The sequence below is a fragment of the Undibacterium sp. Ji83W genome (assembly GCF_049340385.1).
Taxonomy (GTDB): Bacteria; Pseudomonadota; Gammaproteobacteria; order Burkholderiales; family Burkholderiaceae_D; genus Undibacterium.
The window spans coordinates 19,244-43,170 of the sequence record NZ_JBMPOZ010000009.1 but is presented as its reverse complement, the minus strand read 5'-3'; the positions used below and the strand labels follow the sequence as shown (position 1 = coordinate 43,170).

At 50.0% G+C, this 23,927-nt stretch carries 19 protein-coding genes and 1 tRNA gene; 7 read left to right on the top strand and 13 right to left on the bottom strand.

Annotation, left to right across the window (positions count from 1 at the left end; genetic code table 11):
• The first annotated feature begins 196 nt into the window (after positions 1-196).
• Positions 197-853 carry a transcriptional repressor LexA gene (gene lexA / locus ACO0LD_RS15960; RefSeq protein ID WP_423008498.1) on the top strand — a complete coding sequence of 219 codons (657 nt, stop codon included), beginning with the start codon at positions 197-199 and terminating at the stop codon, positions 851-853.
• Positions 854-1,019: 166 nt separating this feature from the next.
• On the opposite strand, the gene lon is transcribed toward lexA, so the two are convergent.
• The 7 genes from lon to ACO0LD_RS15925 all read right to left on the bottom strand — a co-directional run bounded on the left by lon (position 1,020) and on the right by ACO0LD_RS15925 (position 11,923).
• Positions 1,020-3,440, bottom strand: coding sequence for an endopeptidase La (gene lon, locus ACO0LD_RS15955; RefSeq protein ID WP_423008496.1), 2,421 nt, complete (start codon positions 3,438-3,440; stop codon positions 1,020-1,022).
• 237 nt (positions 3,441-3,677) lie between these two features.
• On the bottom strand, positions 3,678-4,943 hold the full coding sequence (gene clpX, locus ACO0LD_RS15950; protein ID WP_423008494.1) for an ATP-dependent Clp protease ATP-binding subunit ClpX: 1,266 nt from the start codon (positions 4,941-4,943) through the stop codon (positions 3,678-3,680).
• 268 nt (positions 4,944-5,211) lie between these two features.
• The gene (gene clpP / locus ACO0LD_RS15945) at positions 5,212-5,838 is read right to left on the bottom strand and encodes an ATP-dependent Clp endopeptidase proteolytic subunit ClpP (protein ID WP_423008492.1); all 627 of its coding nucleotides are present in this window, start codon (positions 5,836-5,838) and stop codon (positions 5,212-5,214) included.
• 17 nt (positions 5,839-5,855) lie between these two features.
• A complete protein-coding gene (tig, locus tag ACO0LD_RS15940; RefSeq protein ID WP_423008490.1) occupies positions 5,856-7,205 on the bottom strand; it encodes a trigger factor in 1,350 nt (449 codons plus the stop codon).
• Positions 7,206-7,233: 28 nt separating this feature from the next.
• A tRNA-Leu gene (locus tag ACO0LD_RS15935) sits at positions 7,234-7,320 on the bottom strand.
• 287 nt (positions 7,321-7,607) lie between these two features.
• Positions 7,608-10,706 carry an efflux RND transporter permease subunit gene (locus tag ACO0LD_RS15930; RefSeq protein ID WP_423008488.1) on the bottom strand — a complete coding sequence of 1,033 codons (3,099 nt, stop codon included), beginning with the start codon at positions 10,704-10,706 and terminating at the stop codon, positions 7,608-7,610.
• Entirely contained in the window at positions 10,703-11,923 is a 1,221-nt protein-coding gene (locus ACO0LD_RS15925) for an efflux RND transporter periplasmic adaptor subunit (RefSeq protein WP_423008486.1), read from the bottom strand. The genes ACO0LD_RS15930 and ACO0LD_RS15925 overlap by 4 nt, the downstream gene beginning before the upstream one ends.
• A 218-nt stretch (positions 11,924-12,141) precedes the next feature.
• On the opposite strand from ACO0LD_RS15925, the gene hpnC reads away from it, so the two are divergent.
• From hpnC to ACO0LD_RS15910, 3 genes are all read left to right on the top strand, one after another.
• Complete coding sequence (hpnC, locus tag ACO0LD_RS15920; RefSeq protein WP_423008841.1) at positions 12,142-12,951, top strand: squalene synthase HpnC; 810 nt, start codon at positions 12,142-12,144, stop codon at positions 12,949-12,951.
• 314 nt (positions 12,952-13,265) lie between these two features.
• The gene (locus tag ACO0LD_RS15915; RefSeq protein ID WP_423008484.1) at positions 13,266-13,475 is read left to right on the top strand and encodes a hypothetical protein; all 210 of its coding nucleotides are present in this window, start codon (positions 13,266-13,268) and stop codon (positions 13,473-13,475) included.
• Positions 13,476-13,509: 34 nt separating this feature from the next.
• The gene (locus ACO0LD_RS15910; protein ID WP_423008482.1) at positions 13,510-14,214 is read left to right on the top strand and encodes a M24 family metallopeptidase; all 705 of its coding nucleotides are present in this window, start codon (positions 13,510-13,512) and stop codon (positions 14,212-14,214) included.
• A gap of 114 nt (positions 14,215-14,328) precedes the next feature.
• Here the strand turns inward: ACO0LD_RS15910 and ACO0LD_RS15905 are convergent, their stop codons facing one another.
• Positions 14,329-15,177: a hypothetical protein gene (locus ACO0LD_RS15905; protein WP_423008480.1), complete on the bottom strand. Its 849-nt coding sequence runs from the start codon at positions 15,175-15,177 to the stop codon at positions 14,329-14,331.
• A gap of 428 nt (positions 15,178-15,605) precedes the next feature.
• Between ACO0LD_RS15905 and hpnD the strand changes: the two genes are divergently transcribed.
• A complete protein-coding gene (hpnD, locus tag ACO0LD_RS15900) occupies positions 15,606-16,439 on the top strand; it encodes a presqualene diphosphate synthase HpnD (protein ID WP_423008839.1) in 834 nt (277 codons plus the stop codon).
• The gene (gene hpnE, locus ACO0LD_RS15895; protein ID WP_423008478.1) at positions 16,432-17,823 is read left to right on the top strand and encodes a hydroxysqualene dehydroxylase HpnE; all 1,392 of its coding nucleotides are present in this window, start codon (positions 16,432-16,434) and stop codon (positions 17,821-17,823) included. The genes hpnD and hpnE overlap by 8 nt, the downstream gene beginning before the upstream one ends.
• Here hpnE and radA read toward each other — a convergent pair.
• Positions 17,820-19,205: a DNA repair protein RadA gene (gene radA, locus ACO0LD_RS15890; protein WP_423008476.1), complete on the bottom strand. Its 1,386-nt coding sequence runs from the start codon at positions 19,203-19,205 to the stop codon at positions 17,820-17,822. The two genes, hpnE and radA, sit on opposite strands and share 4 nt — an antisense overlap.
• A 200-nt stretch (positions 19,206-19,405) precedes the next feature.
• Here radA and lplT point away from each other — a divergent pair, with 200 nt between their 5' ends.
• Entirely contained in the window at positions 19,406-20,668 is a 1,263-nt protein-coding gene (gene lplT / locus ACO0LD_RS15885; protein ID WP_423008474.1) for a lysophospholipid transporter LplT, read from the top strand.
• 58 nt (positions 20,669-20,726) lie between these two features.
• On the opposite strand, the gene ACO0LD_RS15880 is transcribed toward lplT, so the two are convergent.
• From ACO0LD_RS15880 to tsaB, 4 genes are all read right to left on the bottom strand, one after another.
• Positions 20,727-21,704, bottom strand: a complete 978-nt coding sequence (locus tag ACO0LD_RS15880) for a DUF1853 family protein (RefSeq protein ID WP_423008472.1) — start codon at positions 21,702-21,704, stop codon at positions 20,727-20,729.
• Positions 21,705-21,709: 5 nt separating this feature from the next.
• Positions 21,710-22,480 (bottom strand): uracil-DNA glycosylase, encoded by a 771-nt coding sequence (locus ACO0LD_RS15875; RefSeq protein WP_423008470.1) that lies wholly within the window; start codon positions 22,478-22,480, stop codon positions 21,710-21,712.
• A 151-nt stretch (positions 22,481-22,631) separates the two neighbouring features.
• Positions 22,632-23,108, bottom strand: coding sequence for a ribosomal protein S18-alanine N-acetyltransferase (gene rimI, locus ACO0LD_RS15870; RefSeq protein ID WP_423008468.1), 477 nt, complete (start codon positions 23,106-23,108; stop codon positions 22,632-22,634).
• Positions 23,109-23,119: 11 nt separating this feature from the next.
• A complete protein-coding gene (gene tsaB, locus ACO0LD_RS15865) occupies positions 23,120-23,836 on the bottom strand; it encodes a tRNA (adenosine(37)-N6)-threonylcarbamoyltransferase complex dimerization subunit type 1 TsaB (RefSeq protein WP_423008466.1) in 717 nt (238 codons plus the stop codon).
• Between the last annotated feature and the right edge of the window lie 91 nt (positions 23,837-23,927).

The following is a 23,927-nucleotide window of genomic DNA, read 5'->3' as shown; positions in this document are numbered from 1 at the left end:
ACAATAATAACCCAGTTTTTCATATTGATCAATTAGATCAGTGACTTAGGCACTTAATCCGCCAATTCTTCAAGGCAAGTGAGGTATTTTTTTCACATTTATGTGCAATTGAAGGCATTTTGACTTGCATATTCAGCTTTACTGTATAAAAATACAGACTGCTTGTATATACAGCACCTTAACACTAGAAAACGCCATGCTTAAACTCACCGCCCGCCAGGAACAAATCCTGAACCTGATTAAAGACGCCATTCAAAACACGGGCTTTCCCCCTACCCGTGCCGAAATTGCGACAGAATTGGGATTTCGCTCAACCAATGCTGCAGAAGAGCATTTGCAAGCCCTGGCACGCAAAGGTGTCATTGAAATTGCCGCAGGCACTTCACGTGGCATACGTCTGCTGGAGTCTGAGTTGTCCAGCCATATTACGGGCAAGCAACTGGCCCTGCCCCACCCAGCCCTGATGCAGCTGAGCCTGCCGCTGGTAGGGCGCGTCGCCGCTGGCTCGCCGATACTGGCCAGTGAACATATTGAATCCACATATCATGTGGACCCCGCGCTTTTCTCGGCCAAGCCAGACTTTTTGCTGAAGGTACGCGGCATGTCCATGCGCGATGCCGGCATATTTGATGGCGACTTGCTGGCAGTCAAAAAAGCAGACAGCGCCCGTAATGGCCAAATCGTGGTCGCACGTCTGGGTGATGATGTGACAGTGAAGCGCTATAAGAAAACTGGCAACCTGATAGAACTGATGCCAGAAAACCCGGATTACCCTGTCATCAAAATCGGTGATACTGAAGAAGATTTCGCGCTGGAAGGCCTGGCTGTCGGCCTTATGCGCAACTGGGTTTGAGATCCGCCCGGGCGTGATTCAGCCCTCTCATTTGCGTCATGCCCGGGCAGCATCTCAAACTTATTAGCAACTGTAATTAACCACTGATTATTAGCAAGTTTTTATAAGTGACAGGCATAAAAAAACGTCCGGATATCCGGACGTTTTTTCATTTCAGAGCAACAACTTAGTGCTTGACCACCGTAGTATCTGCAGGTGTCTCAGTTGGTGCTGTGGCAGGTGTCGCAGCTACCACTGGAACAGGCTCATCCACCAGAGGAACAGGCTGAGTTTCCAGCGCGATTTCCAGGACTTTGTCTATCCACCTTACCGGGATGATTTCCAGCTTGTTTTTGACATTATCAGGAATCTCTGTCAGATCCTTGGCATTTTCCTCAGGTATCAGCACAGTCTTGATGCCGCCGCGGTGAGCAGCCAGCAATTTCTCTTTCAAGCCACCGATAGGCAATACTTCACCACGAAGTGTAATTTCGCCTGTCATGGCAACATCAGCACGAACCGGGATGCCGGTGAACACTGATACCAGAGCCGTGGTCATGGCGATACCGGCAGATGGACCATCTTTTGGTGTTGCGCCTTCTGGTACGTGAATATGGATGTCACTCTTCTCGAATACATCCGCTTTGATACCCAGACGCTTGGCGCGGCTACGTACCACTGTGCGGGCTGCTTCGATGGATTCTTTCATCACATCACCCAATGTACCTGTGCGAATAACACCACCTTTACCTGGCATGGCTACGGCTTCTATGGTCAGCAAATCGCCACCCACTTCAGTCCAGGCCAAACCAACTACCTGACCAATCTGATTGTCTTTGACAGCTACGCCAAAGTCGTAGCGACGCACACCCAGGTACTTATCCAGATTCTTGGAATTGACCGTCGCTTTTTTCTCGGTCTTTTTCAGCAAGAGCATTTTCACGACCTTGCGGCAAATCTTGGAGATTTCCCTTTCCAGCGAACGCACACCAGCTTCACGTGTGTAATAGCGAATGATGTCGCGCAAGGCACTTTCTGCCACAGTGATTTCGCCGTCTTTCAAACCATTGTTCTTGATTTGCTTGGGCAACAAATAGCGTTGTGCAATGCTGGTCTTTTCATCTTCGGTATAACCCGACAGACGAATGACTTCCATCCTGTCCAGAAGTGCTGGCGGGATATTGTAGGAATTGGACGTCGCTACAAACATCACATCGGACAAATCGAAATCGACTTCGATATAGTGATCCGAGAAAGTGTGATTTTGCTCAGGGTCCAACACCTCCAGCAGGGCAGACGAAGGGTCGCCACGGAAGTCAGCACCCATTTTGTCCACTTCATCCAGCAGGAACAATGGATTACGTACACCGACCTTGGACAGGCTTTGCAAGATCTTGCCTGGCATGGAGCCTATGTAAGTACGACGGTGACCACGAATTTCAGCCTCATCACGCACACCACCCAAGGCCATGCGCACAAACTTGCGGTTTGTTGCACGCGCGATGGATTGCCCCAGCGAGGTTTTACCCACGCCTGGAGGACCTACCAGACACAAAATAGGCGCTTTCAGCTTGTCGACGCGCTGTTGTACTGCAAGATATTCCAGAATGCGTTCCTTGACCTTATCCAGGCCAAAGTGTTCGTCTTCCAATACTTTTTCAGCATTCGTCAAATCATTATTGACCTTGGATTTTTTCTTCCATGGCAAATTGACGATGGTATCGATGTAATTGCGCACGACCGTGGCTTCCGCCGACATCGGCGACATCATTTTGAGTTTTTTCAACTCGTTCTGCGCTTTGTCGCGGGCTTCTTTAGGCATCTTGGCGGCCAGGATTTTTTTCTCCAGTTCGTCAATATCGGCACCTTCTTCACCCTCGCCCAACTCTTTCTGTATCGCCTTGACTTGTTCGTTCAGGTAATACTCGCGCTGGGACTTCTCCATCTGGCGCTTGACGCGACCGCGGATACGCTTCTCAACTTGCAGGATGTCGAGTTCACCTTCGAGCTGACCCAGCAAGTGCTCAAGACGCTTGGCCACGCTGAAAATTTCCAGGATGACTTGTTTTTGTTCCAGCTTCAGAGGCAGGTGCGCAGCGATGGTATCAGCCAGGCGACCAGCATCATCAATACCGGACAGGGATGCCAGAATTTCTGGCGGGATCTTTTTGTTCAGTTTGACGTATTGATCAAATTGCTGAACGATAGTGCGGCGCATGGCCTCCACTTCCGACTCATCACCTTCGTCAACGGCGATAGGTGTCAAATCAGCAAAGAAATGCGATTCAGAATCATGGATCTTGCTGATCCGCGCACGTTGCGCACCTTCGACCAGCACCTTAACGGTACCGTCGGGTAATTTCAGCATTTGCAGGATATTGGCAATACAGCCAATTTCGTAAATGTCATCTGCCGAAGGTTCATCCTTGGCAGCGGCTTTCTGGGCGGCAAGCATGATGCTCTTGCCCTGATCCATGGCGGCTTCGAGGGCTTTAATGGATTTGGGGCGGCCCACAAACAGGGGGATTACCATGTGCGGGAATACAACGACATCACGCAGTGGCAACAACGGCAATTGGGTTTGTTCGGTAATCAGAGTAGTCGTCATGGCGCACCTTTCATAAATACTGGTTAACAATGTTGGCGCACTGGGCGGAAACACAAGCCCATTCTGGAAAAAAACAATAAAAAAAGCCACTCAGAGAGCTTCTCCGGGTAGCTTTACGATTGAAGCCAGAATCGTTTTGTTAATCCATTGTACTTCGAATCAAATTAAAACAAGGCAAATAAATAAAAAATGGGGAGTTAGCTCCCCATTTTTCTTACTTCTTAGCAAACAATACTATCAGGCACCTGAAACTTTTGGCTGTTCATGGTAAATCAACAAGGGTTTTGCACCATTGGTGATGGTACTTTCATCAATAACAACCTTCTCCACATTCTGGTGGCTAGGCAAGTCGTACATAACATCCAGCAAGGCATGCTCAAGGATGGAACGCAAACCACGGGCACCGGTTTTACGCTTAATCGCTTTTTTGGCAATCGCCTGCAAGGCAGCCGGGCGAATTTCCAATTCAGTACCTTCCATCTCCAGCAATTTTGCATATTGCTTGATCAGGGCGTTTTTTGGTTCGACCAAAATCTGGATCAGGGCAGCTTCATCCAGCTCATTCAAAGTGGCGATGACAGGCAAACGACCAACCAACTCAGGAATAAGACCAAACTTGATCAAATCTTGTGGCTCAGCATCTTGCATGACTTCGCTGGCGCTCTTTTCTGCCTGGCTCTTGACGCTGGCAGAGAAGCCTATGCCGCTGCGCTCAGAACGGTCAGAAATGATCTTGGCAAGGCCATCAAACGCACCACCGCAGATGAACATGATATTGGTGGTATCAATCTGGATGAAATCCTGATTCGGATGCTTGCGGCCACCCTGAGGCGGCACAGATGCCATCGTACCTTCAACCAGTTTCAACAAAGCTTGCTGCACACCCTCGCCAGAGACGTCACGGGTAATCGAAGGATTGTCTGATTTACGGGAAATCTTGTCGATTTCATCAATGTAAACAATACCCTTTTGCGCGCGCTCGACTTCATAGTTGCAATTTTGCAGCAATTTTTGAATGATGTTTTCTACGTCCTCACCAACATAGCCGGCTTCGGTCAGAGTAGTTGCATCAGCAATCACGAAAGGTACATTCAACATGCGGGCCAAGGTTTGCGCCAGCAAGGTCTTGCCGGAACCAGTTGGGCCAACCAGCAAGATGTTACTCTTTGCCAGTTCGACATCGTCTTTTTTACCCAGATGCTTGAGGCGCTTGTAATGGTTGTACACCGCTACCGCCAGAATACGCTTGGCGCCCAGCTGCCCAATGACGTACTGGTCCAGCAAGTCAGTGATTTCTTGCGGCGTGGGTAATTCAGTTTTCGCGCTGGCAATATTATCAATTTCGGACACTTCGTCACGAATGATGTCATTGCACAAATCGATACACTCGTCGCAAATGAATACGGATGGCCCTGCAATTAATTTTTTAACCTCATGCTGACTCTTGCCGCAAAACGAGCAATAGAGCAACTTTTCTCCGCTGGAGGATTTTTTATCGGGCATGATACGTATATGAAATAAACAAAATTAATCTATAAAATTAGCAAATAAGCTGCGGCTTGACAGGATTTCACTCAGGCTTTGCCCGCGCAAATCAAGCACAAATTTCCTCAGCTTCTTGGACTTGCATATTACCTGCAAAAACGGCTTTCGTCATGACATCAATATGCAATCATGGGGAGCAATGAGACATTATAGAACAGAATAAAAAAACGCCCGGACCATCACGGAACAGGCGTTCTTCTTTTGACAAGCTAGTTGATTAAGCGACTTAAGCGCGATGTGCCAACACCTTGTCGATCAGACCATATTCTGCAGCAGCGTCTGCTGACATGAAATTATCACGATCTGTATCTTTAGCAATTTGCTCCAGGCTACGGCCAGTTTTTTCAGCCAGTATGCCATTCAAACGCTCACGCAAGTACAGGATTTCACGTGCCTGGATCTCAATATCAGATGCCTGACCTTGGGCGCCGCCCAGAGGTTGATGAATCATGATACGAGAATTTGGCAAAGAAAAACGCTTCCCTTTGGCACCGGCAGCCAGCAAGAAGGCACCCATGGATGCCGCGAGGCCAGTACACAAAGTCGACACATCAGGTTTGATGAACTGCATGGTATCAAAAATCGCCATACCTGCAGAAACAGAGCCGCCCGGTGAGTTGATGTAAAGTGAAATATCCTTGTCAGGATTTTCACTTTCCAAAAACAACAACTGTGCAACGATGAGGTTGGCAGCCTGGTCATTGACCGGACCAACCAGGAAAATCACACGTTCCTTGAGCAAGCGGGAATAGATGTCGTATGCACGCTCACCTCGGCCACTTTGCTCAATCACCATAGGCACCATGCCCAGCATGTTTGTGTCCAGTGCCGAATTACGGATGATGCCTGTCATGTGTTTTCCTTTAATTGTTACGCTTGTGCGTTGTTACCCATCAATTCGTCGAAAGGCAGAACTTTGTCTGTGACTTTCGCTTTACCAAGCACATAGTTAACGACGTTTTCTTCTAATACAAGGGCTTCAACTTCAGCCAGACGATTGCGGTCGCTAAAATAATATTTAACGACTTGCTGTGGGTCTTCATAGCTTTGAGCAAAATCTTCAACTTGCGCTTTGATTTGTTCAGTTGTTGCTTGCAGGCTGTTAGCCTTGACCAGTTCAGCCAGGATCAAACCCAAACGAACGCGACGTTCAGCTTGCGCATTGAACAGGTCAGCAGGGAATGGTACGTCGTTGACATTCATGCCGCGTTGGGCCATGTCCTGACGTGTCATTTCTGCCAGACGTTCGCTGTCTTGGGCAACCAGGGTTTTAGGCACGTCGAATTCAACTGTTTTAACCAGTGCATCCATGACGCTTTCTTTGGTCTTGGACTTAACGCGACCGCGCACTTCGCGCTCCAGGTTTTCCTTGATGTCAGTGCGCATCTTGACCAGATCGCCGTCTTCTACGCCCAGCATTTTGGCAAATTCGGAATCTACTTCAGGCATATGCGCCCATTCCAGTTTTGTCAGAGTGATGGTGAATTCTGCAGTCTTACCGGCAACATCCTTGCCATGGTAGTCTTCAGGGAAAGCCAATGGGAAAGTCTTGGATTCGCCAACTTTCAAACCGATAGTTGCTGTTTCAAACTCAGGCAACATGCGGCCTTCGCCCAGTACAAATGCAAAACCATCAGCTTTGCCGCCAGCAAATTCGACGCCGTCGATCTTGCCTACGAAATCTACTGTAGCGCGGTCGCCATTTTGTGCGGACTGGTCTGCACCACCGTCACCATGCGCGCCCTGCTCACCTTTAACGTGGAAATGCACGCGTTGCTTGCGCAGGATATCGATCGTTTTATCGATTTCAGCGTCTGTCACGTCAGATTTGACTTGCTCTACTTCAGCAACAGACAAATCACCGACTGTGATTTCTGGATACACTTCAAAAATTGCATCGAATGCCAAGCTGCCTTCAGCCACGTCTGATCCAGACTTTGGCTCTATACTTGGGTAACCAGCAACACGCAATTTGTTTTCATTTGCAGCAGCAGCAAAAGCCTGGCCGACTTTGTCGTTCAGCACTTCTGTTTCTACTTGATAGCCGTATTGCGCAGCTACCATTTTCATAGGCACTTTACCAGGACGGAAACCAGGCGCTTTTGCTGTGCGTGCACGCTGTTTCAAACGTTTTTCAACTTCCGATTGCACATCGGCTACCGGGAAGGAAATCGTCAAGCGGCGTTCCAATTTATCTAAAGTTTCGACTGCAGTTGCCATGAAAATCGTCCAAATAGTAAAAATTCTGTGGTGCGAGGAGGGGGACTCGAACCCCCACACCATTGCTGGCGTCAGGACCTAAACCTGGTGCGTCTACCAATTTCGCCATCCTCGCGGGATGTATGTTTATGTTCACCGGCGCAATGCCGCCACACGTTGAGCACGGCCGTTACAAAAGCAAAGGGCGACCCGAAATTCAAGCGTCGCCCAAAACTGATGTATGTGGCATTACAACTCCAGCCCGATATTCTACTGGATTTTACCAGCATGTGCCTTATTTTTTTAAATACGAGCCCAATACAGGCAAGCTAAACACTTAATACAGGCACTATAACCCGATTTACCCCATTTTTAATCCCTGCCAGCGCATATGCACTGGCAGGGACAAGGTCACAAACGGGGTCAAATACTGGTTTTCTTGACCCTGAACCAGGCAGCATACAAAGCTGGCAAGAACAACAAGGTCAAGGCAGTGGCAATAATCAAGCCACCCATGATAGCGACCGCCATCGGGCCCCAGAACACGGAACGCGACAAAGGTATCATCGCCAGTACGGCTGCCGCCGCTGTCAGGATGATGGGACGGAAGCGGCGAACTGCCGATTCCACAATCGCATCCCAAGGCGCAACGCCCTCACCTATATCATGTTCAATCTGGTCAATCAGGATTACCGAGTTACGGATAATCATACCGAACAAGGCAATCACGCCAAGCTGGGCCACGAATCCGAATGGACGTTGCAGTATCAACAAGGCCATTGCCGCCCCTGCCACGCCCAGAGGTCCGGTCAGGAATACCAGCAAGGATCTGGAGAAACTATGCAATTGCAACATCAGCAAGGTGAAGATGATAAAGATCACCAAAGGTACGTTGGCTGCAATCGATTCTTGCGCCTTGCCACTATCCGCTGCTGCACCTGCCAGTTCTATCTTGTAACCCGGCAAGAGGCTGGCCCTGATCTGATCCAGCTTCGGTGATACCTGGCTAGATACTGTTGGGCCTTGTATACCATCCACCACGTCAGATTGCACGGTCACCGCCCATTCACGACCTTCGCGCCAGACTACACCCGGCTCCCAGACCAGGTTGATACGGGCAACTTGCGACAATGGTACATACTTGCCGCTGCCTGTAGGCACATTGGCATTACCCAATGCATCAATGGTAGAGCGCTCATCTACTGGCTGACGTACCACGATATCAATCAGCTTATTGCCATCACGGAACTGGCCTACGGTAGAACCTGTCAGGATAGTATTCGCAGCGCGCATGACAGCTTGCGAAGTAATGCCCAAGGCACGCAATTTATCCTGATCCAGATCGATACGCACCACCTTGACCGATTCATTCCAGTTGTCATTCACACCAACCGTGTTCGGATTGGCGCGCATGACTTCTTTCACGCGGTCCGCAATTTCCCTGACCTTGGTCACTTCCAGGCCGGTCACACGGAATTGCACTGGATAAGGAACTGGTGGGCCGTTAGGCAACAGTTTCACACGACCACGCACCTCAGGAAAATCTTTCTTGAAGGCTTCGATAATTTTCAAACGCAATGCAGAACGCGCTTTCAAATCCTTAGGCAAGACCACGATCTGCGACACGTTGGTTTGCGGGAAAATCTGATCCAGCGGCAAATAGAAACGCGGACTACCCGTGCCTACATAGCTGGTGACACTTTCCACCCCTTCCTGTTTCTGTATGAAGGCTTCAAATTTCTTGGCTTGCGCCTCTGTCGCCTTGAAAGAAGAACCTTCGGGCAACCACAATTCCACCATCAACTCAGGACGACTGGAATCCGGGAAGAATTGCTGCTCAATGAATTTGAATCCGTACACACCCAGCATGAACACGCCAAGCGTAATGACTATGGTCGTCTTGCGCCAGGTCACGCACCAGTTAACCAGTGCACGGAAGCGTGAGTAAAACGGTGTATCGAAAATCTCATGTTCGCTGCCACCACCACCGGCATGCGGCTTGACCTTCAACAGCAGATAACCCAGATACGGTGTAAAAATAACCGCAGCCAGCCATGAAATCAGCAAAGCCAAAGCATTCACCGAGAACATTGAGAAGGTATACTCACCCGCTGCAGATTTTGCCAGACCGATAGGCAAGAAACCTGCCGCCGTAATAAGCGTACCTGTCAGCATAGGCATGGCCGTAGAAGTATAAGCAAAGGTTGCCGCATCAAAGCGCGAGAAACCTTCTTCCATCTTCCTGACCATCATTTCAACCGCGATAATCGCATCGTCGACCAGCAAACCCAGGGCGATAATCAATGCACCCAGCGATATCTTATGTAAATCAATATCCAGTATGCGCATGAACAGGAAGGTAATCGCCAGTACCAAAGGTATCGTCAAACCGACTACCAGACCAGGCCAGATATCCAGGCGGAAGGGTTTGGTATGCAAACCCAGCGCCAGGAAACTGACGGCCAGCACGATAATCACCGCTTCGATCAAAGTGCGGATAAATTCACCGACGGAAGACTTGACTGCATCCGGCTGATTGGTTACCTGCTCCAGCGTAATACCCACTGGCAGTTTGGCCTTGATTTCAGCAACATTAATTTGCAAGTGCTTGCCCAACTCGATAATATTGCCGCCCTTTTCCATTGAGATACCCAGGCCGACAACATCCTTGCCATTGAAGCGCATTTTGTCTTGCGGTGGATTTTTATACTCGCGTTTGACTGTGGCAAAATCACCGAGACGGAAAGTCGTACCGTTGGCGCGCAACTGCAAATTCTCCAACTCTTTCACCGTCATCAGCGCGCCTGAAATACGCACTTGCAGATTGTCGGTCGATGTCGTTAATACACCTGTGGCTTCAACACCATTTTGTGAATTGATTTGCCCTACGATGGCGTCAAAAGGCACGCCCAGTTGCGAGAACTTCTTTTGTGAAAATTCAATATTGATTTTCTCATCCTGTACGCCGAATAACTCAACCTTGGCCACGGAAGGGATGCGCAAGAACTGCTGGCGTACGAAGTCTGCATATTCCTTGACTTCTTCATACTTGAAGCCGTCGCCGGATAAGGCAAAGATAGAACCGTAGGTATCACCAAATTCATCATTAAAGAATGGGCCGAGTACGCCTGGCGGCAAGGTTGAACGGATATCACCTATCTTCTTGCGCACCTGATACCAGGATTGCGCCGTATCTTTAGGCGGCGTCGATTCACGCAATTGCAGGATGATTAAAGTTTCACCTGGTTTGGAGTAACTGCGTATCTTGTCTATATACGGCGTCTCTTGCAGCTTTTTTTCCAGCTTGTCAGTCACCTGATCAGCCATTTGCAAGGCAGTCGCACCTGGCCAGATAGCCCGCACCACCATGGCACGGAAAGTAAACGGCGGATCTTCATCCTGCCCCAGCCTGCTATAGCTAAGTATGCCTCCCAGCAACAGCACGACCATCAGATAGCGCGTCAGCGGGATATGCTCCAGCGCCCATCTGGATAAATTGAAACCACGTGAAGAATCACTCATTTGGTCGCTCCTGCGACCGCTGCTGCCGGAGCTGTCTCACTGGCAGCGGCCACGGCCTTGGCAGGTGCTGCAGCGGCGGTTGGTGCTGGGGTCGGGGCAGCCTCCACTCCAAGAATAGTCACTTTTTGACCATTCTTGAGCAGGTTGGCTCCCGCTGTCACCACCACTTGACCTGGTTTAACACCACCAGCCAGCAAAGCTTCTTCGCCGGAGGAACCGGCAACTTGCACAGGCACCAATCTGACGACGCCAGATTCAACTACCCAGACTGAAGACGCATTTTTTTCCTGGAACAAGGCAGTCAAAGGTACTTTGATCGCATTGTTGGGATTTTTTGCATTGAAGCTAACATAAGCTGTCATGCCGAGTTGCACGTCTTTATTGTCACCACTGAGACTGACCTTGGCGGTATAAGTGCGCGTCACAGCATCTGCTATTGGTGACAATTCACGCAATTTACCAGGGATGGATTGACCTGGATTAGCCCACAAGCGCACATTCACGTCCGTCATCTGGCGGATGGAGTTGATTTTATCTTCAGGTATGCCGACTACCACATCCATGGCACCCATTTGCGCCACACGTACTACTGGCGTGCCAGCAGCAACCACTTGACCAACTTCGGCATCAATACCGGTTACCACACCATCCACATCCGCTACCAGACTGGTGTAAGAAGACTGGTTGGACTGGTTTTTATAAGCTGCCAGGGCCTGCTCGTAAGTTGATTGTGCCGACTTGGCCGCTACCTCTTTACCATCCAGCACGGCTGCCGCAACAAAATTCTTGGCGCGTAACTCTTGATAACGCTTGAGCTCTGCCTTGGCAAGATCACGGTTGCTTTCTGCTGCAGACAAGCCAGCTTTGGCCTGGACCTGTGCCAGTGCCAGGTCTTGCGGGTCGAGCTGCATCAATACCTGACCACGTTTGACAAGGGTGCCAGCATCGACCTTGCGGGCGACGATTTTGCCAGGAACACGGAAACCCAGGCGCGACTCTATGCGCGGGCGCACTTCGCCTGGCAATTCGGCATTGATATCTATATTGCTACTTGCCAGGGTAATGGTCCTGACTGGGCGTATATCTTCAGTTTTCTCGACAGGCTTGGAACAAGCGAGCAATAGTGTCGCAGAAGCAAGGATGAAGGCGAATGGAACAGCGCGCCTTCCAGCAAACTGCCTCGCTTGAGGATGGATGGTAGTTTCTGGTGTTAACACAGGAGTTTTCCTTTACTATGCAGGCTTTCTGGGCCGGAACAAAACGGGTAATAATGACAATGCGATTTTATTAATATTTTATATTGACTGCATGCTACTATCAAGTAACTGACTTTGCGGTTAGTAATTATAGTTAAGCATCTTGCTTTTGCCAATGACTTTTCGGTCATTAAGACTTTTCATGGAATTTATCTCAGCAAATGTCACGAATGTCACAAATATCAGTCAACCACTACGAAAACTTCCCGGTTGCCTCTGTTTTGCTCCCTGCCCGCCTAAGGCCTGCCGTCAAGGTCATTTACGCTTTTGCCCGTAGTGCCGATGACATTGCCGATGAAGGTGATGCCAGCCCCGAGCAAAGACTGAAAGAATTGGCGGAACATGAACAAGAACTCGATAACATAGAGAAAAATAGTAGCAGCGAATCACAACTATTCAAGGCGCTGGCGAAGGTGATCCGCGAATATGATCTGCCCTTGCAATGTTTTCGCGATTTATTATCGGCATTCAAACAAGATGTGGTGACAGCCAGATATGCAGATTTCCCAACCTTGCTGGATTATTGCGCCCGCTCTGCCAACCCGGTTGGCAAGCTTATGCTGCATCTGTATGGCGAAGCCAGTGCTGAGAATTTGCGCGACTCAGATGCAATTTGCAGTGCACTGCAATTGATCAATTTTTGGCAAGATGTCGCCATAGACTGGCAAAAGCAAAGAATCTACCTACCTCTGGATGACCTCAGCCGGTTTGGCATAGGTGAACAACAAATCGCCAGTGGCATGCAAAATGATGACTGGCGCAATCTGATGCGCTTTCAGGTCGCACGTGCCAGGAACATGATGCTATCAGGCAGCGGACTGGCCACGCGCCTGCCCGGCAGATTCGGATGGGAATTGCGCCTGGTAGTACAGGGCGGACTGCGCATCCTGGAAAAGATCGAAGCTGTCGATTGCAATGTATACAAGCACAGACCCAAGCTGGGTAAAACAGACTGGCTCAAATTGATCTGGCGTGCCAAGAATATGTAAAAAGCATGTGATTACAAATCGGTACAAATCAGTCTATGTAGATGACATACATAGCAAACCCATAGCAAACGATTGCGAACATCTTGCCGTATCAAAAAATAGCCAGAACATATAAATCATTCCTGTTTTTGTCCAATAGCAATAGGAGATATGCAGGATTGAACTTAAAATCAAACTATCAATCACACTAAACAGCGAGACTCTGGCATTCCTTCAATAAGCCAGGGTCTGCACCGAATTCTGGAGTCTGAATGCGAACTTGTATATATCGATGCGTTTTCCTACTATCTCTATTGTCACTTAACGGCTGTACCGTGATTGCGATCGCTGATGCTGCTGTTTCAACCACAGTTAAAGTAGGTAGTGCCGTAGTCGGAACTGCAGTGGATGTTACTCGCGCTGGCGTGCGTGCTGTCACCAGCAGTGATAGTGAAGGTGATAGCGATAGCAATAACGACGGGAATAACAGTAATAGCGACAGCAGTGACACCAATAACAATTCCAGCAGCAATCACCACAAATAAGCCCCGCATTTTGTACGATAGCCTACTCAATATCATGCCCACAGCATTGCAAATCGCCAAGCACAGGGAAATACAGGTCGCCGCCAAGACAGTACTGGCGCGCCTGGCTGGCATGATCACTGCTGAAGATACAGAACAAACCATCGCCGACAAAGCCTATGCCATGCTGTGCGAGTCTGGCTATTCCGAAACCTGGTACCACCAATGCCCTGCCCTGGTCTTGCTTGGCTCACGCAGCTGTGTTTCCATTTCTGGCAGCGATTATCAACCCGGCAAGGAAGTCGTCGGCAAGGCCAATTTGATCACCGTGGATTTGAGCCCTGTCCATGACGAATATTGGGGAGATTGTGCCCGCTCCTTCCCGGTAGAGAATGGCAAGGTCACGCAGACACCGCAACTGCTGGAGTTTCGCAACGGACTTTGCTTCCAGCAGCATTTACATGCACAAATGCTGGAAACCGTGACCCCAAAAACCACTTTTGGACAGTTATTTGACTGGGCCAATTTGCGCATACGGCAAAATGGCTTTGTGAATCTGGATTACCGCAATAATGTGGGGCACAGTATAGTCACAGACCGCGACCAGCGCCAATACATCCATTCAGATAATAAACAGGAATTGGGAGCAGTTGCCTTTTTCAGCTTTGAACCCTTCATACGTCTGAAAGGTGGTAAATGGGGCTTCAAGCATGAGGGTATTTTTTATTTCAATGACCAAGGCAAGCTCGAAGAATTATAAGCCTGGCAGACACAGCCCACTTGTTTTCTTGCCGATCAATATAAAAAAAGCTGAACAGATAAAATCTGCTCAGCTTTTTCACTTACTTCTGCATTACTGCATTACATACTCGGATCAGGTCTTGGCGCAATCTACAACCGCATTTCTTGAGGCGTTAGGATTGGCGGCATCAACAAAACCCGTGCCAGCAGTGACCTTACAAGTCTGACCGGTAGGCTGAGTATCAACTGTGATGTTGAATGCCCTGCCAGTCAACCAACTCCAGTTGAACTGATAATTACCCGGCGCACTGACTGCGAATTTATCAGCAAAACCATCCACAGTATTCACCATTGTCAGTACAGTACCTGCAGTCAGACCATTGACGGTGAATTGAACTGGCACAGCAGGCACACAAGTCACTACTGCGGTCAACGAAGCGGCAAGATTGGCATTATTCACTGTACCAGTACCATTCGCCACCGTGCAATATTGAGATGTTGGCGGGATACCTACAGTAATCGCAAATGGCTGGCCACTCACGCCATAAGCAGGGAATTGGAAAGCACCATTGGTGGTGACTGTTGCAGTAGTCAATGCATTATTGACGAGTACGATGGAACCAGTATCAGCCATACCAGATAAGGTGCCGCCAACAGGAACATTAGGTACACATGTTACGGCGATATTCTTGATTGCTGCCTCGCTGGACATTTTTCCTGAGCCATTGGCTACCGTACAGTTCACAGAATTTGGCTGTGTCAATACACTGATGGAGTAAGCACCATTACTGGCCACATTGAATGAGAAGGGACCATCCACGGTCAAAGTCTGGGTGTAATTGGCTTCATTACGCAAGACCAGGACGTCACCAGTACCCAAACCTGTGACAGTGCCACCAACCGTCGTATACACAAAGCCACCACATCCGGCGAGGACTATGCCCGCGCCAACTACTAATGCTGCAAATTTCGATTTATTCAAGATATTCGTCCGAATGAGTAATTATTTCAAAAGCCGCGCCGATTTTTCGTGGCGCTCTATCGCTCTATAACGCGCCGCCTATTATACGTTTAGTCCTGATGAAGAAGGCAGTTCTTCGTTTTCATTACAATATGTTACGATAAAACAGGTCTATTCTGACATCAAAATACACTTCTTATACAAAGCCTTCAGCTTGGCCAAACCGGTATAAAACCGTGTTCAGACGGAATGTCCTCTTACTTCATTAATAATAAATTCATATTTCTGCAGTAAACTGCCGGAAATTCCTCTATCGAAGCCATAATGACCATTGCAATCGCTACACAATCCAAGCAAGAGATTTGTGAGCTTTGCCACAGTTTGTTAACATAGCTACTTTTTTGGCTTTATTTTTGGCTTTAGCAGCCGCCACTTATTACTCACTCAGCATGTCTCCAGACGAATATTGCCAGCAAAAAGCTGCACAAAGTGGCTCCAGTTTTTACTATAGTTTCTTGTTTTTGCCCCAGGCCAGAAGGCGGGCAATTACCGCCCTGTATGCATTTTGCCGCGAAGTTGATGATGTCGTCGATGAAAGCACCGACGATATGGTGGCGCGCAGCAAGCTGGGCTGGTGGCGCAAGGAAGTCCAGGCGATGCTGGCAAATCAGCCTACGCATCCGGTGACCAAGGCTTTGTTGCCACACATGGCGGACTATAAGCTTGATGGCGCACACCTGCTGGCGATTATCGATGGCATGGAAATGGATTTGAACCAGACCCGCTACCTCGACTTCAACGCCCTGCAAAAATATTGCTGGCATGTCGCTGGCGTTGTTGGCATTTTGTCGGCCAGTATTTTTGGCATCACCAATCCGCAAACCCGTGAATTTGCCGAAAAGCTGGGCCTGGCTTTCCAGATGACGAATATCATCCGCGATGTGGGTGAAGATGCGCGTAAAGGCAGGATTTACTTGCCCGTCAACGAATTGCAACAATTTAATGTCACTGCAGCCGATATTTTGAACGCGCGCCATAGCACGCAATTTGAGGCCCTGATGCAATTCCAGTATGAGCGCGCGCAAAAGTTGTATGAAGAAGCCTTTGCCCTGCTGCCGCCGGAAGACCGCAAATCACAAAGAACTGGCCTGATCATGGCGGCAATCTATCGCGCCCTGCTGGTAGAAATCCAGCACGATGGCTTCCACGTACTGAATCAGCGTATCTCACTGACGCCTATACGCAAACTCTGGTTAGCCTGGAAAACCTACGTCCGTGGCTAAAAAAGAGACGCTGAAAAATAAGTCTGTCGCCGTCATCGGCGCTGGCTGGGCTGGTTGCGCGGCTGCCTGTGAACTGGCACAACAAGGTGCCACTGTCACTTTGCTTGAATCCAGCCGCTATCTGGGTGGACGTGCACGTGGTGTCGCTGTGCATGGACATGAACTGGACAATGGCCAGCATATTTTGCTGGGTGCTTACACCCAGAGTTTGCGCCTTATGCGCCTGGTTGGTGTGGACACCGAGACTGCCCTGCTGAATTTGCCATTACAAATGGTTTATCCGGCGCTGGAAGATGGCATGTCGTTTATTGCTCCGCGCTTGCCAGCACCTTTGCATCTACTACTGGCACTGGTTAAATCCAGTGGCCTGAGCTTTTCTGACAAAATGGCACTGGCCAGATTTTCTTCGACCGCTCGCTGGATGGGTTGGCGCCTGAACGAAGATTGCAGCGTCCTGGAATTGCTCGAACGCTTTGATCAGACACCCCGCCTATGCCGCCTGATGTGGATACCCCTCTGTATTGCTGCCCTGAATACACCACCAGAGCGAGCATCAGCCCAGGTATTTTTAAATGTCTTGCGTGACAGCCTGGGAGCCAGACGTGCAGCTTCTGACATGCTGATACCCCGCCTGGACCTGAGCAGCATTTTCCCAGAAAAAGCGGCTGAATTCGTACGCGCTCACGGTGGGCAAGTTTTGCCAGCCCATCCTGTAACTGGTCTGCAGCAAAATGAAAATGGTAAATGGCAAATACAACTGAAACAGGTCGAAGCACACGCTGAAGCGCAATTGCCGGTCTACGATGCAATCATACTGGCATGCGATTTCGCCAATGCAGACAGATTACTGTCCACGTTGCCAGCCAAAGACCAGCCAGCGCCAATCCCTGCCCTCAGTGACCTGAGCTACGAACCCATCACTACCTGTTATTTGCAATACGCACCAAGCGTGCGACTGCCGCGCGCCATGCTGGCCCTGCTTGACGACGTCGCGCAAAAAAAATGGGGACAATATGTATTCGACCGTGGCCAGTTGCAGCCAGATCAGGCTGGCTTGCTGGCAGTGGTTGTCAGTGTGTCAAAAGCAGCCACTGACATTGACAGGCATGAACTGGCAATGGATATTGCCGCCCAATTGGCACAGAGCCTGGGCATGCCAGAACTGGCACAACCGATATGGCATCAATGCATCTCGGAAAAGCGCGCCACCTTCAGTTGCACACCTGGTTTGAACCGGCCAGACAATCATACTGCTTACGCTGGCCTGTATCTGGCGGGCGACTATACCAAAGGCGATTACCCTGCCACCCTGGAAGGAGCAGTGCGCAGCGGCATAGCAGCCAGCCAGGCTATCTTGAAAGATTTGAAGGCAGCAAAAATCTAATCCTGGATTTCGCTATCAACATCGCGGATTTTGGACAAGGCCTCTTCTATCCTGTCCACACCTATGATGGTCAGGCCTTCAATTTTTTGTTTGGGCGCATTCGATTTCGGGATCATGGCGATGGAAAACCCCAGCTTGGCGGCTTCGCGCAAGCGCTCCTGTCCACGTGGTGCCGGACGTATCTCACCTGCCAGCCCAACCTCGCCAAACACCACCAGACCACGCGGCAGGGGTTTATTGCGCATCGAAGAGTTAATCGCCAATAGCACGGCCAGATCGGCAGCTGGCTCGGCAATCTTGACGCCACCCACGGCATTGATAAACACATCCTGATCAAACGCTGCCACGCCTGCATGCCTGTGCAACACTGCCAGCAGCATGGCAAGACGGTTTTGCTCCAGACCTACTGACAGGCGACGCGCATTGGGCGCATGCGAACTATCGACCAGCGCCTGTATCTCCACCAGCAAGGGCCGTGTGCCCTCTTGCGTAACCATGACGCAAGAGCCGGCAACCGGGGTGTCATGTTGGGACAGGAACAAGGCCGAGGGATTGGAGACTCCTTTCAAACCTTTTTCTGTCATGGCAAACACACCGAGCTCATTGACTGCGCCAAAACGGTTCTTGATCGCCCGCACCAGCCGGAAGCTGGAATGGGTATCACCTTCAAAATACAAGACCGTATCGACGATATGTTCCAGCACGCGCGGCCCTGCCAATGCCCCTTCTTTGGTGACATGTCCAACCAGTATCATGGTGATATCCATGGTTTTGGCAACGCGCGTTAACTGAGCCGCGCATTCACGTACCTGCGCGACTGATCCCGGTGCAGAACTCAGGGCATCGGAATACATGGTCTGGATAGAATCAATGACCACCACCTGGGGCTTATGCTCAGCCAGGGTATTAAGAATTTTTTCCAGCTGTATCTCAGCCTGCAATTGCAAGTCCTTGGCATCCAGTGACAGGCGCTTGGCGCGCAAGGCGATTTGCGCTCCCGATTCTTCGCCGCTAACGTACAAGACTTTTTTAATGCGTGCCAGGTTAGCTAGCGCCTGCAACAGCAAGGTCGACTTACCAATGCCGGGGTCACCACCTATCAGCACTACGCCACCCGCTACCAGCCCACCTCCCAGCACGCGGTCAAACTCATCTATACCAGTACCAAAACGCGGCACATCGAGCGCCTCAATTTCTGCCAGGTTCAGTACAGGCGCAGATTGTGCCAATCCCTGGGGTTTGGCACTAAAACGGTTACCGACTGATTCGACGATAGTTTCGACCAGGGTATTCCATTGCCCACAAGCCGGGCATTGCCCAGCCCATTTATTAACAATACCACCACATTCAGTGCAGGTAAAATTGGTTTTCGCTTTTGCCATCTTCAGACCTGAGGAAATTTTAAGAGACATGCGCAGTATAAAAATAGCGCTAACTGCAAGCATACCAGCCAGAAAAACACTGATATTTTAACCAGTATTCAGCAATTAGCTTGCCTTATTTCACTAATTCCGCACAATTTTCATGGTATAAAGCTGCCAGAGACATTTTGTAGCAGGTAGACATAGAGCATGAATAAAGCATGAAGAGCGGTTTTTATACGATCATGGCGGCGCAGTTTTTTTCTTCACTGGCCGACAATGCCTTACTGATAGCCGCGATGGCACTGTTGACGTCCATGCAATCTCCGGATTGGATGCCACCGCTATTGAAGTTGTTTTTTGTATTGTCATACGTCCTGCTAGCACCTTTCGTTGGTGCCTTTGCTGACTCACTGCCCAAGGGCAAGGTCATGCTCGTCACAAATATGATCAAAGTCGGTGGCTGCGCCCTGATGTTTTTTCATGTGCATCCTTTGATCGCTTATGCCGTCGTCGGCTTTGGTGCTGCTGCATATTCACCTGCCAAATATGGCATCCTCACTGAATTACTACCGCCGGAAAAACTGGTCGCAGCAAATGGCTGGATAGAAGGCCTGACTGTCTCTTCCATTATCTTTGGTACCGTACTGGGTGGTGCGCTGGTGAATACCAAAGTGTCGGCAGCCTTAATCAGTTTTGATTTCCCGCTCATCGACTTTAATATCACCACTGCATCTGAAGCAGCACTTTGCGTAGTCACTGCCTGCTATGCCATTGCCGCGCTATTCAATATGCGCATCCCTGATACAGGTGCGCGCTACAAGCACCAGCAGCGCAACCCGGCCAAACTGGTGACAGAATTTGCCGAATGCGTGACTATTCTGTGGAAAGACAAACTGGGCCAAATCACTCTGGGCGTCACCACCCTGTTATGGGGCACTGCTGCGACCTTACAATTTATAGTGTTGAAATGGGCTGAAAAATCCCTGCACATGACGCTGGACAGGGCCGCCATTCTGCAAGGCGTGGTCGCCATAGGGGTAGCGCTGGGTGCAGTAGCTGCAGCGCGCTTCGTACCACTGAAAAAATCCCTGAATGTCATGCCCATGGGTGTTGCCATGGGCATGGTGGTGATCACCATGATTTTTGTGCACACCGTCTGGATCGCCTACCCGCTGTTGATACTGGTGGGAGCGTTGGCTGGCTTCTTTGTGGTTCCCATGAATGCCTTGTTGCAGCACCGCGGTCACGTATTGATGAGCGCTGGACATTCAATTTCTGTTCAGAATTTTAATGAAAACCTGTCAGTACTGACCATGCTGGCGCTGTACACCCTGCTCAATTCCTTGAAGATAGACATCATGGTCATCATCGTGCTGTTTGGTTTGTTTGTTTCCAGCACCATTTACGGTGTGATGCGCAAGCATGCTGCCAATCAGCGTGAATTTGATTCACTGGCACTGATAGGCGAACACAAGCATTGATTAAAGAAGATGTGCCTGACAAGGCACATCTTAAGAAGCCAAGAGGCGTGCGCCGTTCTTATAGTGCGCGCTTCAGTTTGACGGCATCAGCCAGCTCAAACCAGTTATCCGGCACCACCATACCCCTGCGGCATTCCTGCATCACTTCCAGACCGTCCTGATCTTCCTGCATCAGTGCCAGCATGAGCGGTGTATGGGCGCTGGCAAAATAAGTTTGCATGCTATTCAGGATATCATCCTTGCCCTGTGTCATTCCCTTGCCGACCTGCGCCGGGGCCAGCCAGTCCAGCCTGTCGAGCAGCAAGGCATGTTCAAAATCCAGCACCTGCACTTCTGCTTGTGTCCATATCGCACCACGGTAATGATTCTGCGCCAAGCCGGCCATATGGCCATGTGCAGCGATGAAACTATCAACTATTTTTTCATCGCGATAAAACAACCAGCCCAAGACCAGGGCCTGCGCACTTTGTACAGCTTGCGGCAAAACTTGTTGCGCCAATGGGTGTAGGGATAATTGCAGCTGTTGGCCTAAAATCTTGTGCAATTTGGCACCCAGACTATCTGCCAGATTGGGGCCGAGATAGTCATACAAATCCGGGGCTGCCGCCGCATCAGCGTGATACAGATAGAATTTTGTCGCCAGTTCCAGATGCTGCAAACCAGCTTTGGTCTGCAATAAAAAATCAAACTCCCCGATGGTGCTGGCACCCTTGTTATGCACTTGTAAGCCGTGTGCATGCAGCAAGCCATGAGCACGCAGATAGAATTCATAAAGCCGTTCAGCGTACAAACCTAAGCGACGCGATGGATGGAGCCGTAAAAGATCAAGCAAGGGATCAGGATTGCAGTCAAGCTCCACCAGCCATTGCGGCAAAGCCTGTATATCTGTGTATGCAGCTGTCGCCAGCGCACCATGCCAGATAGGGGCATGTCCATCCAGCAAACCCGGCGCAGTCAGCATCCATGCCAGCGCCCGGACATGGGGGTGATGGAGATGTTGCCACTGGCGGTGAAATCCAGCGTGTGCGCTCTCCACGTGCTTCAACCTGCGGGTAACGCTTTAATGGCCAGGCACAAATCTGCCCAGGCCTTGGCCTTGTCTGCTGGTTTGCGCAAGAGATAGGCTGGATGGTAAGTTGCCACTACAGGTATGCCTTTGAATTGGTGCACCTTGCCGCGCAATTGTCCGACCGGGGTTTCCAGATCCATCCCCAACAAGGACACGGCAGCAGTCTTGCCCAGCGCTACAATGATTTGCGGTTTGATCAAGGCTATCTGTCTGTGCAAGTAAGGCAGGCATGCAGCGATCTCATCGGCAGTTGGCGGCCTGTCCTTGCCTTGCGCATCGGTAGGACGGCATTTCACAATATTGGCGATATAACTTTGCTCGCCACGTGGCACACCCAGCGACTTGAGCATATTGTCAAGCAACTGCCCGGCAGCACCAACGAAGGGCAAGCCTTGCAGATTCTCGTTATAGCCTGGGCCTTCGCCAACAAACAGCCATTTGGCCTGTTGGTCACCAGTGCCGAAAACAGCTTTCTTTCTACCCTGGCATAAACCGCACTGACGGCAACTTTCCACCATGGGCTGCAATTCATCCCATGACAAAGTGGCGATTGCAGGCTCCTGACTGGTTTGCGACATATCTTCTGTCTGCATATCAGGAACAATTTCCTGCACCAACCATGCATCTGGCTCAGACGTGCTTTCAAAAACTGGCGCTACAGGCTGCACTTCCGCTAAGTTTTTTGATTGCTCAACTTCAGGCTCTGACCAGGCTGATTTCAATGGAGGGCTTGCACCTGCCATTACAGGCTCCGGAACAGGAACGGGCATTGGTACAAGCACAGACTCAGATTGAGTTTCTACTGCAGCCACAGGTATCGCTGGCTCTGCGTCGCGCAGCAACCACATCGGACCCAAGCCAAGCTCATGCAGGGCTCTTTGCCTGTTATGACTATCAAACGTTTGCATCAACAATCCTCCGCATCACGATCGCATCTTCGCGCTGTCCATCATGCGCGGGGTAATAGCCTTTGCGCACACCAATGGATGCAAATCCCGCGCCTTCATACACAGAAATGGCGCGTGCATTGCTGCGTCTTACTTCCAGTAAAATCGAGGAATGGGCATGCTCACTGGTGTAGGTGAATAATTTGTCCATCAATAGTTTTGCATAACCCTGCCCCTGATATGGCAGGTCCACCGCAAAATTCAACAGATGTAATTCATCCAGTATCGGCATGACGACAAAATAGGCAAACAAATCCAGTTCTGTATCCCTGAAACCAAAAGCTTCATAGCCACTGGAAAAGGAGTCAGTAAAATTCCCACGCGTCCAGGGGTAGGCATACACCCGTTCTTCTATGGTGAGGATGCTGTCAACATCAGCAAACCCCAGCTTGCCATATTGCGGTGTTATCAATTTCAAATCCATAGCCAGTCCCATTACGCTGATGCTTTAGCTGCCTGGAGTTTGACTTGCTCACGCTCAGCCGTGGTCAGGGCGATTTTATTGCGCAGGTACAGTGGTTGTGCCTGGTCTGCCGGCAAACCTCGCCCTGCAGCGAAATCCAGGCGACCCAGTATGCCGACTTGTTTTGCATGCGGCATACATGACAAACTTGGCAAACTTGAATATCGCGTCTGCTCTGACTCAGGCAAGACCAGGCCATTGCCCAATACCAGTTGTGGATTTTCCAGCGTGATGGCAGCTAATGCTGACGCCAGTCCGGTCAAGGCAGGTGCGCTTACCTCCGTCCAGCCTGCGTCACCAAAACGATATTGTGCCCAGTACACTTCATTCATGCGCGCATCAAGTATGCATACAAATTCATTTGCGGCCACCTGTTCGCGCGCAGCTTCAGCCATGGCCAACAAGCTCACTACCGGCACCACTGGCAAGTCAGCACCGTAGGCCAAACCCTGCACAATGCCGCAAGCTGTGCGTATGCCGGTAAAAGCACCGGGACCACAGCCAAAGGCTATGGCATCGCAATCCTGCAAACGCACACCCGCCTCAACAAGCAAAGCCTGTATGGCTGGCAAAATACCCTGGGAATGAGTTTGCACGCCGCTGAGTTCGCGGACGAATATACCGCTATCAGTCAATATGGCTGCAGTGGCGAGTTCGGTGGAGGTTTCAATTGCTAAAATTCTGGTCATGCGCGTATTTTACCGTGTTCCATTGATTTCACGACTGGCTCTTTGCTATGCATTGCACCTTAGTCACGCCTTAAATCATCACTTCGTTTAA